This window comes from Pseudomonas sp. OV226 (genome assembly GCF_003148705.1).
Lineage (GTDB): Bacteria > Pseudomonadota > Gammaproteobacteria > Pseudomonadales > Pseudomonadaceae > Aquipseudomonas.
Map to the genome: position 1 here is coordinate 518,112 of NZ_QGGS01000001.1, position 13,123 is coordinate 531,234.

Below are 13,123 nucleotides of genomic sequence, written 5' to 3' on the forward strand. Positions count from 1 at the left end.
TTATCTAAGTCGGCGTTGTTTTGTGCCAGGCACCGAAAGGCTTGCTCTTAATCTTGTCTGTATCGCGGATATCTGAGTTCGCGCCTGTGCTTCGTCGATGACACCAGCCTCATATTTGCTCCTGACGGTCGTTACCATGTTGTTAACCATCGGGCTATAGACCTTACCATGCGAGCCGCAATGGTAAAAAACGCGCTTGGTTTTCTTAGCCTGATCCGCACTGTCAGGCATCAACAGGCCGTTTTCCTTTTTATCCCGCTCTCCGCCCATCCCGATGTCCGAGAAGAAGCTTGCTTGCCGTCCCCATACTTCCTCGGGGATGAGGTGATGTGCCTGCATTTTGTCATGGGCTTTGCCACCCAATGCCCGATTGAGCGTGCTACTGCACAGTCCACTCGGATCGACCCACTGGGTCGGGCTGATCGCATACTGATAGAAGTTGATACCGCCAGCGTATCCGATTGGATCGCGAGACACGAAGCGACCGACGCCAGGGTCGTAGTACCGATGGCGGTTGTAATGCAGCCCAGTCTCATGATCGTGATACTGGCCTTGGAAGCGGATCGGGTTATTCAACCCTTGTCGCTGGGCCGAGGATGAGCGTTGTTCAATTGCTTGTCCCCACACCTTGTACTGTGCGCTCCATGCCATTTCACCCTGCTGGTCGGTCAGTTCCTGTGGTGTGCCGAGGTGATCGCATTGGTACCAAGCAACTGCATCAAACGGTTGAGGAACAGGCGCGTGATTCCACAGTGGATCCTCGTCCGGAGTGTAAACATCACCGTAAGTGGGTTGAGGCACCAAACGAATAGGCTGGTGACTTAGCGCCTGTACCACTGGATTGAATGTGCCGGGCTCAAAAACATAATGAACAGTGCGTCCGGTATCACCATCCAGCTGAGCGGGACTGCTCTCCCACGCCAGATTGTCACCGTCCCAACCGAACATCGTGAAGCCGCAACCATACTCACGTTGTTTGCGTGCATGTTCATTACGATTCCACAGAGATCCGGCCTCTGGACGATGCTTATAGTGCGCTCGGGAGTTTTTGTGTAAGCGACGACCGAGTGGGTCGTAGGCATAATCAACTGCCAGACGGTCATCCTCGAAATGCACCAGGCGATCAAACAGATCCCATCGCATCTCGCACACACTGCCATTACTCCAACGCTTGACCTGATTTCCGCGCTCGTCGTACTCATAGTGCGTGCCTGCGTACTCACGCAACAAGTTATCGAGAAGTTTGCTGCGCACGGGCTCCTGATCCAGGGGCCTGCGGATATCAAAGGCTTTTTCGTCCAGAAGGTTGCCGGCTGGATCGAAAGCAAAGGTTTCGACTCCAAGCCGCGTAACGGCACTGATTAAACGACCTACAGGATCATAGCGATAGGACAATGGGCCTCGACGACTATCATTGATATCCGTCAATTGACCGGCAGCATCGTATTTGAAGTCGCGCTTGAGCAGCACGGATTTGTCATCGCTATGTACCAGCACCTGCTCTTGCAGTCGTCCGGCGGGATCCCATTTCTGCGTTTGCAGCAGGCGGTTACCCTGGTGACGGGCGACTTCACGATGTAAGTCATCGCGCTCGAAACCGGCCAACTCATGATCGTCCAGACGCAAGCCCAGTAAGTGTCCGCTACCGTAAGTCAGCCAGCTGACACGGTGTCCATCGGGGCGAACGGTTGCAACCCGTTGATTGAGCGCATCGTACTCGTGCTGCCATACGGCGACCATCGGGCTTTCCAGGCCCAGATAATGTTGGTGTTCGCGCAGTATGTTGCCCGCTGGATCATGAAACCACTGCAAGCGGCTGTCGGCATTGCAAGCCATGATCAGCTTGCTATTGCCGTCGTAATTGAAAGTCTCGCTCTGCTGCTGTTCACCCAAAATGGCTCGACGTTCAACCAAACGATTCATTGAGTCAAAGCGAACCTCAACGCAATGCTCTCCGTTGTAGATTTTCGCAAGTCGACCGGTTTCGGGTTCATACAAGTACCGGGTTGAGTGCCCATCAAAGGCTGTTTCTTCCAGTAAGCGGCCTACCGGATCATAGTTAAAGTGGGCGCGTCGCTCATTCTCGTTTTCCAACGTAACCAGACGACCGAGTTTGTCCCAGCGATAACGAACGGCATGCTCCAGCGCATCAACCCGTTCGGCAATCAATCCTGCCACGTTGTACTTCCATGTCGTGCAACGATCTAGACCATCGACATGAGCCAGCAAACGGCCTTCCGCATCGCGCTCAAAACGCTCTTCGGTCTTGTCCGGATGCTTGATCAGTATCAGTTGCCCGGCTTTGTACTCGTACTCGGTGCTCTGACCGGCGGCATCTGTGAAGCAAACCATTTGCCCGCGATCGTTGTACTCCCAGGCACTGGTCTTGCCTGAACAGTCGACGTACTCCACCAGTTGCCCGGAAGTGTTATAGGAAAGTTTCTTTTCATTGCCGTTGGCATCTTTGACTGCGGTTGGCATCCCGGCCAGGTTGTAAGCGTATTCAGTCTTGTTACCCAGTGGATCGACGCTCTCAACAAGATTGCCTGAGTCGTCATAGGCTCTTGTCCACTGGCCCCCCTCGGCATCGCTGATCTTGATCAGTTGATCGTGATCGTCGTAGGCAAAGTGCACTACCGTGTCATCGGTACGGATATGCTCAAGAAGGTTGCTTCGTTCGTCATAGCTGTAACGATCCGAGCGACCATCGGCACGGACGTGACGGATCACGTTTTTGGCGTCATCGCGGAAAAACCAATCTGAGCGATCATCTGCATGCCGGATGCGGTAGGTATAACCAAGGCTGTCAAAATAGTGCCAAGTTTCGTGACCGAGCGCGTCAGTGACGTATACCAGACGAATGTTTTCATCCCATTCCAAGCGCGTATCGAAGCTGCCGTCGTCAGCCCATTCGCGAACAGCCTTGGCGTCGACACCGTAGCCCTGCCATTGCAAATTCATACCCCGGCCAGTGCGGTCGGTGTAACGGGTGATCAGGTGATGTTGATACTGATAACTCCAAACCGCACCATTCTCATCTTGTGCCTGTACTAGATCGCTCATCGAATCGTAAGCGTAAGAACACAGCTGACGCAGAGGTTCTCCGTCACGAATCTCCCACAGTCCGGTCAAACGTCCTTGCTCATCAATCATTGTCCCAAGATGCAGATGTACTTTGCTTAGATCCCCCTCGTAAGTAATCAGATCGGACAGAACCGTCCGATCACCATGGCGGTATTCGTAATGCAGCATGATGCCGGCACCGCTTCGCAACTCTACGCCGACCAGCAAAAACCGCTGACCACTACGTACGTAGGTTTCCTTGCGTTCAAAACCACGGCAGAGCAACAGTTTGTCGTCACTTACCCGGATAACAGTGAGATTTTCAATGGCGTCATAATGAAACAGATCGACTTTGGGCAACGGAAAGTCGTGGCTGCGGCCGTCCGCATCATGGAACTGCAAGGCACCGTCGACAAGGTCGAATCGTGTTGTGAATGAAGTGATCCATCGTGCCCCCAAGTCGCCTTGGTCATAAGAACCCAAATCGGAGCTGTAGATACGCGTCCATTCGATCGGGAACGGGCCGGCCAAATTGAAGTCCGTGTGAGCAATACTTTCAGAACCAACTGCAAAGCTGATGCTGTCGCAAGTACCTGGACAGGTACCATTTTTTTCGGCATTAGGCTTTTTCTTCGGCGGTACTTCGGTCTTCCTGACTTCAGTTCTACCCTCTCCGGCCCGGTGCTTGGCTTGGCTCGTACCGCCGACCTTCACGTGACCAGCAACACCTCGCCTGTTACGCAGATTCCATGCTTCGACAGCCTTGGCCAACACGATCAGAAGCGCACCGATAGAAAACGGCATATTCGGGTTGCTTAGTTTTTTCAGCTGAGCCCGTAATTCCGGCCCCATGGCGACCAGTTTGGTTGTCTGATCGTGAACCAGTTTCTTGGCTTCGTTAGGCAACAGATGCTTTGTAGCGCTGTTGACTACGCCTTTCCCCGCCGCCTTATAGACGTCCCAGGCTGCATCGAAAATATTGCTGATGGCCTTGCCGGGATCGTGTAGAAGTTGTCCTCCCACACCGCTCATTCGCTTCTCTGCTCGATTGAGGTCAACACCCGAATCAAGATCAGAATCGACAACAGCGTTCAGTCCCTTGGCGATCTGCGTCAGGAACTCTTCGCCTTTTTGTCCAGCTTTATCCAGCAGATCCGGCAAGGAGGATTGAGCCGTCTTAACGAAGTGATCAATCTCACCAACAATGGTCGCGTTCAAGTGACCGGCAATCACGTTGATCAACGCATCGCCCAAGAGGGCCTTGCCAGCGACCTTCATTTCCTGCCTTACCAGATAAAGCGTCGGTCGAAGGCTCATCCGAGCGGCAGCCATATTCGCGGGTACAGGAATTACACCGATTAGGTCGATGCCAAGGCTGACCCAATCCAGTGGATCACGCTTTTCACTCCGAGATAAAACGGCGATGTCATTCAAGACATCGATCAGCGCCATGATATTGCCGACTACCGGCAGGGCTCCGGCGAAATACTTGATCCGCTCAAGCGTTACATAACCACCACTGACTTCCTGCAGCCATGCATCGAATTTGGCAGCATCGCGTCCGACATCCGCTACTTGAATCTGATTCAACGGTACGATCGCGACCTGTGACTCGCGGTTTTGAGTTGCGCTTGCGGTAGTCATGACAGCATCTCACTTGCAATCAGCCCAGTGGTTTTAAGCGAAGGTTTAGGCAACGTTGGCGCCGGCAAACCCGGCAACTTGCCTGCCTTGCTCGCCGCCCCGAGGATCCCCGACGCACTCGGCATGGCGGCACTCGCCAGTTTCGGCAACCCGGCCACTCCGCCCTGCACTGCGCCTTTGACCTGCTGCGCCGTTTGCATTGCGCCCTGCGCGGTCTGCACCGCACTCATCCCTGTTTGTGCCATGTCCTTGCCCTTCTCCAGCATGTCCCAGTTCTTCGTTGGCAATACCTGCGCGACCATCGCCTGCACCTGACTCGGCACGTCTTCGGCCCCCGGCGGATTCAAAGGCCATTCCGGCTTGCCGATATAACTGCCATCGCTCCAGGTGTCCGCCGGATCCTTGCCGAACAACACGCGCGCTGGCCCCGGTGCGGCGCCAGAGACGCTGGCAAAACCCTTGGCGTCGAGCTTGCCCTTTATGCTTTTGCCCAAAGCGTCGATGACTTCGTAATCGCCCTCCTTGATGCCCTGACGCCCGGCGTACTGGTTAAATAATTCCAGATTGCCCTTGCCCGGTTTCGGCGGTTCCGGGAACACGCCGGCCAGACTTTTCGCCCCGGTGTAGGCGAAGTTCGCCGCGTGCGCAGTGTACGGGCCGCTGGTGGCGTGGGTGATGCCGCCGGCGTTGTAGGTCGTGGCGCTGCCGCCGCCCTGGATCACAAGTTCGGTTTTCGCGGTGATGGTGATGCGGTCGGCATTGGCAGTGATGTTGAGTTTGGCCAGCAGGTTGATGCTGTCCTTCAGTGCGCGCACATCGATGTCGCCGGAGGCCGCGACCAGACGCCAGCCCATGCTCTGCACGAACAGGCGCATGCCGCGACTGGCGCTGGCCAGCAGGCGTTTGCCGATGGAGAGACTGGTGTGGCCGGTGCTGCTCAATGCCAAGTGTTCGCCAGTGGCGATGTGGCTGGAGCGTGGCGTGGTCAGAGCGATGCCGGCCGGGCTGGCGAGCACCAGATGCGGCTCGGTGAATTCAGGGAATTCGTTGGCTGTCATGTTCGCCGGGCCCGAGCCCAGCACGCCTTGATGCTGGGCGTGCAGCGCTTTGGCGACGTCGTCCTGATCACCGGCCTCTTGTGCTTGAAGCTCTTTGGCTTGAACGGCGAATCCGTCCTGCTGATCGCTGGCCGTGGCCAGGCGTTCAGCGGTTTCCGGCAGATCCTTGTGGTGCTTGGATTCGTTCGGGCGTGGTTCGGTGGTGATCAGCAGACCGGCCGCCGCACGCACCGCGCCATGGCGATCGGTTCTTAACTCAAAACCTTCACCGCGCGGCTGACCGCCGCTCGGGCGCGGATGGGTCAGGTAGCCGAGGTTGATCGCACTCGCGCCGTGATCACTGCGCAACGCGATGCTGATCTCGCTGGTGGTGTCATCGATCCTCAGTTCGTTGGCGCGGCTGCCCTTGTATTCCTTGCTCTTGACCGTGGCCAGGGTCTTGAAGTCCGGCAGCTTATACGGCGGCAAATTCGCGCCGTGGTAAAGGCAACCGGTGATCAGCGGCTGATCGGGATCACCTTCCAAAAAGGTGATCAGCACTTCCATGCCGACCCGTGGAATGTTGATCGAGCCGAAGGTCTCGGCCGCCCAGTTGGATGCCACGCGCATCCAGCAACTGGTCATGTCGTCGTGCTTACCCTCGCGATCCCAGAAGAACTGCACCTTTACGCGGCCGTACTGATCGCAATAGATCTCCTCGCCTTCCGGGCCGCAGACCACGGCGCTTTGCGTGCCGAGGACTTTCGGTTTCGGGTGATCGAGCGGCGGACGGTAGGGGACGTCCCACGGGATCGCGCTGAAGCGGTTGCGATAGCCCTGGTGGAAATCGTCCTTCAGGTCAGTGGTGTCGCTGGTCACCGACTCTTCCAGCACCTGCGGCTGCTTGCCTTCGTGGAAGATTTCGGTGAGCAGCCACAGGTCATTCCACGTCGGATTGGCGTGTTCGGTCAGGGCGAGGAAATGCCCGCTGACCAGGATAGGCTGATCGCTGTTGCCTTCGGCGAGTCGATAATCGCTACGATGACGTTCCAGTGCCCGATTGGCCAGGTGCTTGCCACGGTCGCGATCCACGAAACGGCCCGGGTAGTCGTAGTCCTCAAGATCTGGTTGGGCGCTGCTTTTGGCATCGCTTTCCAGCTCGATCTTCGGTTTGACGAAGTCGTAATCGCGCCGTGTGGTACGGCTGGTGCGGGTGGCCAGACGCAGGCCGAAACGCTTGACCACCGGTTTGTCCGCGACCAGCCCGGAGTCTTGCTGATAGGCCACGGGCGCCAGTTTGGGGAACACCGTCTGGTCATCACCGAAGATGAGTTTGTGGCCGCTGGCGGTGTGCTGAAAGTGGTAGTGAATCCCCTCCTCCTCGCACAGGCGCTGGATGAAGTCGAGATCCGACTCGTCGTACTGCACACAGTAGATGCGCTCGGGGTAAATCGCGCTGAGCTGGAAGTGATAATCGCTGGCGAGGATGCCGTGTTCTTCCAACACCTTGCTGATGATCTGCTGCACGGTCATCTGCTGGAAGATCCGCTGATTGACCCGGTGCACGAGGTACGCCAGTTGCGGGCGCAGGGAGATCTTGTAGCGCGTCAGACGCTTGCCGGCCTCGCCCTGAGCGATGCTGTAGACCAGCCCGTGAATGCCGGTACCGGTCGGCGACAGCTGAAGAAACGCCAGTTTGTGCAGCACGCTTTCGAGGTTGATCGCAGCCTTTTCGCTGACCAGTTCCAGCTCGAACTCGAAGGGGGTGTTGAGGGCCTCACGACCGGTGAACGACAGCACTTGAAAGTCGCTGTCGATGCCATCGACGGTCAGATTGAAATGAGGCTGGTTGGCCGGTGAGAACATCCCTTGTTCCTCGCGCAATGCTGCGACGCGCAACAGCCCGTTGAAGGGCTATTGGCGAAAAATTCTTTAAGTAGTGAGTGTGCCTCGACCGGCGAAACCGGCCGAGGCAGTAAAACCATCAGCCGCGATTAAACGACTGGAGCACGCCAGTCATCGGAACCCGAAGTACCGGATACTTCGTGAGTCCAGGTGATTTTGCGGTAGGTGAACTGCACTTCTTCAAGGTGGGTGAAGTGCGAGTTACCTGGATCTTGGCAGTTGTGCATTTTGTTGTTGATGGCGACGATGATCGCGTCTTCCAGCTTGGTGGTGTAGTAGTGCTCTTGAGTACCTTGAGCCGAAGTACGGAACCACTGGATAACGATTTCGCTCATGCGCTCGCCGGAGGTCAGAGCTGCTTGCAGCAGAGGCGAAGCCTTGTCGTAGACCTTGGTGATCACAACTGGCTTGTGAACGCGCTGACCGGTTGGCTGACCGGATTGTGGGTCACGCGGGATGATTACGTCGTGGCTGAAAGCCTGAACCATAACCTGGTCTTCGTGGCCTTCCTGGTAGGTGTTGCCAACGGAGTCGGCGGTGAAGGCGCCGGCAGTGATAAGGCCTTGTTTTTCGCCGGTAACCGACATGTACGCTGGTGTTGCCATGGGATGCTCTCCTTGCTGAATCAGTGGGTGAGTCATAGGTGAAACCACCTAAGAAGCGGCCATTTACCATCAAATTACATGCCAACTTTTTTCGGGCCTTATAAACCGGGGCTTGCGAGCGTTTTCCTCGCAGGTGCTGAGATAAATCCACAGAAAAAAATCGAAAAGTGCGCAAGAAGTTGCGCAGTGGTGTGCAAGAAGTTGCGCACTTGGCTGGAGACTACGATCTACTTGGGTTGTAGCGGTTTATCGAGCGAAATCTTAGGAGCAAGTGCGCAAGAAGTTGCGCACTTTCAAATGTTGGTACTGGCGGCGCTGCTGGCGGGCGCTGTCACATCGGTGGTGGGTGTGATCGGCTTTGTGGGCCTTGTCGCGCCGCATGTGGCCAGACTGCTGGTGGGCGAGGATCAGCGCTTCACCATCGGCGTGACCATTGCCTGCGGGATCATCTTCGTGACCCTGGCCTCTCTGGCAAGCAAATTGATCGTCCCTGGTGCCGTGTTACCCATCGGCATGGTCACCTCACTGATCGGTCTGCCGTTCTTCATCATTCTTATCCTGCGCGACCGGAGGCTGACGTCCCGATGAGTTTCTCTACCTCCGACTACCGGGTAACTTTGCGCGGCAAGCCCATTCTCAAGGGACTGAACGTGCACGTTGCCGCCGGCCACACAATGGCGTTGCTGGGTGCAAACGGCGCGGGAAAGTCGACCTTCATGAAAGGATTGTGCGGACTGGTGCCTGCTTTCGGTTTTGCCAGCATCAACGGTACGGCATTATTGGGGATGTCTCCTGCCACCCGCGCAAGGATGATTGGCTACGTCGCGCAGGATCTCGCAAATCTCGACGTACGACTGTCCACCTACGAGCTCTTGCTACTCGCTCAGCAAGGCAGTGCGCGCAGTTGGAAGACCAGCGCAGAGGCGCGATACAAGGCAGCCGAACTGCTTGAGCTAATGGGATTGCAACGTTTCGCCGAGAGCCAGCCAGGGCGACTTTCCGGGGGCGAACGACAGATGATTTCCCTTGCCCTTGCGCTCGTTCGCAGTCCGCAATTGCTCCTGCTGGACGAGCCCACATCGGCATTGGATCTGGCCAATCAATTGCAGATTCTTGATGCCGTAAGCGAGTACACACGCACGCACAAAATCGTCACGCTGGCGATCTTCCATGACATGAATCTGGCCAGTCGATACGCCGACGACACGCTCATGCTTGATCAGGGCATCGTGCATTGCTGCGGCCCAACGAGAACCACATTAACCCCAGAAAATCTCGCGCAGGTGTATGGGGTTGATTGCAGGGCGCTGAGCGTCGATGCCGGCGCATTCACCGCGATCTACCCGGTGTCTGTGATTGCGAACGAGGTTGGCAGCCAATACTAATTGAGCGGGCTGATCTTGATGCGATCAATCAGCCAGCGCCCTGCCGGCCCGGGCAATGTATTGGTCGAGTGAACTGCAGAAAAATCGATCTTTACCCCTTCTCTGGGGATGCTCTCGACATCCAGCATCACTAATGTGCCTGCCGCTAGGTCTTGTTCAATCATATGCAACGGCATGCTGCCCCAGCCAACACCATCTTTCAGGAACGCGTACTTGGTCGATAGATCGGCCAAGCGCCACGTCAATGGCGACATCACGCCATAATCCTGCCCTCCCAGCATTTCCGAACGGTCTGTCAGCACCAGCTGGATGTGCTTTGCCAATTCACGTTTGGATAATTTTCCCGTCAGGCTGGACAGCGGATGATTAGCGGCGGCCACCATCACCAGTGAAAACTCACCAATTCGCTCGCTGGATAAGGAGGGAAAGTTGATTGGCAGCGTGGCCAGGACACCCAGGCTACAACGGCCATCCAATATCGGTTGATAACCTGCCCCTAGCCCTTCTACAAACATTTTCAATCGAGTCAGCGGGAAACGTTCGGCGAACTCTTTGACCACGGCGGTAATTGCCGAGGTGGGGAAAAATACGTCCACCACCACCGACAACTCTGGCTCAAGGCCCGATGCCATGAGTTTGGCCCGTGCCTTCAAAGTGTCCACTCCAGAGACGATGTTGCGTGCATCCGTGAGTAATAGCGCGCCTTGAGGCGTCAGTTTGGGGAATCGTCCAGAGCGGTCGAACAGTACGACCCCAATCTGATCCTCCAGGCTTCCGACCCAACCACTGACGGCTGATTGAACCCGGTTTAGCTTTCTAGCTGCTGCCGAGAAACTGCCTTCATCCACCGCAGCGATAAAGGTTCGCAGTTGATCGAGCGATACGCCATCGAGCATTTCATTCTCCAGCCATCTCATTGGCAGATACTTTACATCTCAATATACCGTCTATTCAGATGCAGCCTCAAAGTTCATCGTTCTCGTGACGTTCAATCCACACGATAAAGGTGACTTAACCATGCAAATTCTCCATCTCGACTCCAGCATTCTCGGCGCCGCTTCAGTGAGTCGCCAGTTGTCCTCAAACATTGTTGGACGGTTGAAGGCCCTGCATCCTGACAGCAATGTGATCTACCGAGATCTCGCGCTCGACCCGGCCCTGCACCTTTCCGGCAAGCATCTGGCCGCTTGGCAGGGTGCGGGAAGTGACGATGCAATGCTCACGGAAGATCTCTACAAAGGCACTGCGTATCTGCAAGAACTGCTCGAATCGGACGTCGTTGTCATCGGCACGCCCATGTACAACCTCACGATCCCTACTCCGCTTAAAGCGTGGATTGACCGAATCTCATTGGTCGGCAAAACCTTCCAATACACCGACAAAGGCCCCGCAGGCCTGTTGAAAAACAAACAGGCCTACATCGCGTCTTCTCGCGGTGGCGTGTATTCCTCTGGTAGTCCTGCGGCGCCTTTGGAACATCAAGAGACCTACCTGATCGGGTTGCTGGGGTTCCTGGGTATCAGCGATACGAAGGTTATTCGTGCTGAGGGCTTGGCTATCAATGCGCAGGTCAAAGATGCCGCCATCGCTAAAGCTCTCGAAGATATCGCTGCCATCACCGGCTGATCACAACCCGCACTTCCTTTTCCCGCAATAGAGGACTTGAGCATGACTTACTCCATCATCGGTTCCGGCAAGGTCGGCACCGCCCTCGCCCGCCAATTCGCCCGTAACGGCATTCCCGTCGCAATCGCTAACACCCGAGATCCAATAAGCCTCGCGCCGCTCATCAATGAATTGGGCAACACCGTGACGGCGCAGCCTCTTGAACAGGCTCTGGAAGCAGACATCGTCATTCTCGCCATTCCTTTCGGCGCTCATCGAGAGATTGGCCAGCGATTCGCGAACTGGAAGAACAGGATCGTCATCGATGCCATGAACACTTATGGCGTGCCGCCTCAGGAACTTGGCGACCGCGCTTCCACTGACGTCGTCGCAACCGCTTTTGTTGGCGCGAGGGTGGTGAAAACCTTCAATCAGCTCCCTGCGGCACTGTTAGCCAAGGATCCTGCGAACGATGGAGGGCGGCAAGTGATGTTTGTTTGGAGCCGAAATCAGGAAGCCAACACGACCGTTACCCAACTGGTAGATCAGTTGGGCTTTGCCCCGATATCACTGGGTGAGATTGATGAAGGTGGAAAGCTGCTGGGCTTGGGCGGCCCACTCATCCTGCAAAACATCATCAAATATCAATGATTCGACGGCTGTGGTTCATGTGCCATGAGCAACTACCTGTGGGGTTGCACTAAGCATGAGGAGGTAGTCTAAGAAAGACGCTCGATAGACGGGTCTGGTACACACCTAAGTCATCGGTTTCACTACCTTGAAAAAGTTGTGGTATCACGCTCATCCGTGATTTGCGCCATAAAAAAGGGCTCTCTCGGGCCCTTTTGTACTCAACCAAAATCACTTGGTCAGCCAAGACTCAACAGTCGCGGCGCCGTGCTTCGTTTTCCAATCTTTAAGCGTTTTGTGATTGCCACCCTTGGTTTCGACGACTTCACCAGTGTGAGGATTTTTATAAACCTTCAACTGGCGAGGCTTGCGACTGCCGACTTTGGACTCGACGGCAGGAGCGCGACGGCCGGCTTGTGGATCAAGCAGATTGATCACGTCCTTAAGGCTGTAGCTGTATTTTGCGAGCAAATCGCGCAGCTTCGTTTCGAATTCGATTTCTTTCTTAAGGCCTGCGTCGCCCTTGAGGGCTTCGAGTGCTTGCAGCTGTTCAGCTAGGTGTTTTTCGAGCTGGCGGAATTCTGCGAGTTTTGACATAACAATTCTCGATGGGAGTGAGACTAGAAGGTTACACCATAAATCATGGCCCGCACTTACAGGTAGTTGCGCCTGAGGTATTTCACCCGGCCAACCGATATAAATATCAGTTTCCGAGCGACAACAGGTCTTGGGTTGATGACTTGTAAATGGCCGATGCTCCTTTTCTTATTGATGAGTATCCGCCTCCTCTGCCGGATAAAACTCGCCCTCCTTCCCCATATTTTTTAGCTGTTCGCGCACGATCAACTCAACGCTGGCAACTGCGGCTTGATCGTCAGGGTTGACCAACTGCAAGCACAAGCGTCTGACATTCTGATCGTGGGTGCCCTCGCTCATCATCTCGTGGGTGAAGACTTGTTCGCCACGCCAAAGACATAGCTGGGTATGAGTCTCGCCGAGCCATATCTCGTTGATTGATCTTAGGTCGGTGGTAGCCAGTTGATCGACTGTGATTGTCTTATCCATTGCTCTGTACCTTACCTATAAACAGTTACAGGTAGACTTCAGGGTACAGGGGGTCGTTCCAACTGCCGGCAGTTCACCCGGCTAGAGAGTGGTGAAATACGTCCCGGATGGAGGTGGGAGAATCAACGATTGAGGCCGGAAAGTACAAATAGACGACGGGGATTCCATGACTAATCTGACTGCT

The 13,123-nt window shown here is 55.5% G+C and carries 10 protein-coding genes; 4 read left to right on the forward strand and 6 right to left on the reverse strand.

Annotation, left to right across the window (positions count from 1 at the left end; translation table 11 throughout):
* From C7534_RS02630 to C7534_RS02640, 3 genes are all read right to left on the reverse strand, one after another.
* The gene (locus tag C7534_RS02630; RefSeq protein ID WP_109784885.1) at positions 1-4,707 is read right to left on the reverse strand and encodes an RHS repeat-associated core domain-containing protein; all 4,707 of its coding nucleotides are present in this window, start codon (positions 4,705-4,707) and stop codon (positions 1-3) included.
* A complete protein-coding gene (locus C7534_RS02635; RefSeq protein ID WP_109784886.1) occupies positions 4,704-7,610 on the reverse strand; it encodes a type VI secretion system Vgr family protein in 2,907 nt (968 codons plus the stop codon). The genes C7534_RS02630 and C7534_RS02635 overlap by 4 nt, the downstream gene beginning before the upstream one ends.
* 128 nt (positions 7,611-7,738) lie before the next feature.
* Entirely contained in the window at positions 7,739-8,254 is a 516-nt protein-coding gene (locus C7534_RS02640) for an Hcp family type VI secretion system effector (protein WP_007919523.1), read from the reverse strand.
* A 78-nt stretch (positions 8,255-8,332) separates the two neighbouring features.
* Here C7534_RS02640 and C7534_RS32785 point away from each other — a divergent pair, with 78 nt between their 5' ends.
* Together C7534_RS32785 and C7534_RS02650 are read left to right on the forward strand one after the other, a co-directional pair.
* A complete protein-coding gene (locus C7534_RS32785; RefSeq protein WP_109784887.1) occupies positions 8,333-8,842 on the forward strand; it encodes an iron chelate uptake ABC transporter family permease subunit in 510 nt (169 codons plus the stop codon).
* Positions 8,839-9,639, forward strand: a complete 801-nt coding sequence (locus C7534_RS02650; protein ID WP_109784888.1) for an ABC transporter ATP-binding protein — start codon at positions 8,839-8,841, stop codon at positions 9,637-9,639. Before C7534_RS32785 ends, C7534_RS02650 begins: the two co-directional genes overlap by 4 nt.
* Here the strand turns inward: C7534_RS02650 and C7534_RS02655 are convergent.
* The gene (locus C7534_RS02655) at positions 9,636-10,535 is read right to left on the reverse strand and encodes a LysR family transcriptional regulator (RefSeq protein ID WP_083366168.1); all 900 of its coding nucleotides are present in this window, start codon (positions 10,533-10,535) and stop codon (positions 9,636-9,638) included. The genes C7534_RS02650 and C7534_RS02655 overlap by 4 nt on opposite strands.
* 121 nt (positions 10,536-10,656) lie before the next feature.
* On the opposite strand from C7534_RS02655, the gene C7534_RS02660 reads away from it, so the two are divergent.
* Together C7534_RS02660 and C7534_RS02665 are read left to right on the forward strand one after the other, a co-directional pair.
* Positions 10,657-11,265 (forward strand): FMN-dependent NADH-azoreductase, encoded by a 609-nt coding sequence (locus C7534_RS02660; protein WP_083366169.1) that lies wholly within the window; start codon positions 10,657-10,659, stop codon positions 11,263-11,265.
* Between the two features lie 42 nt (positions 11,266-11,307).
* Positions 11,308-11,895: an NADPH-dependent F420 reductase gene (locus C7534_RS02665; protein ID WP_109784889.1), complete on the forward strand. Its 588-nt coding sequence runs from the start codon at positions 11,308-11,310 to the stop codon at positions 11,893-11,895.
* Between the two features lie 210 nt (positions 11,896-12,105).
* Here C7534_RS02665 and C7534_RS02670 read toward each other — a convergent pair whose 3' ends face one another.
* Together C7534_RS02670 and C7534_RS02675 are read right to left on the reverse strand one after the other, a co-directional pair.
* Positions 12,106-12,471 (reverse strand): histone-like nucleoid-structuring protein, MvaT/MvaU family, encoded by a 366-nt coding sequence (locus tag C7534_RS02670; protein ID WP_109784890.1) that lies wholly within the window; start codon positions 12,469-12,471, stop codon positions 12,106-12,108.
* Positions 12,472-12,639: 168 nt separating this feature from the next.
* Positions 12,640-12,939: a hypothetical protein gene (locus C7534_RS02675; RefSeq protein WP_109784891.1), complete on the reverse strand. Its 300-nt coding sequence runs from the start codon at positions 12,937-12,939 to the stop codon at positions 12,640-12,642.
* Positions 12,940-13,123 lie beyond the last annotated feature (184 nt).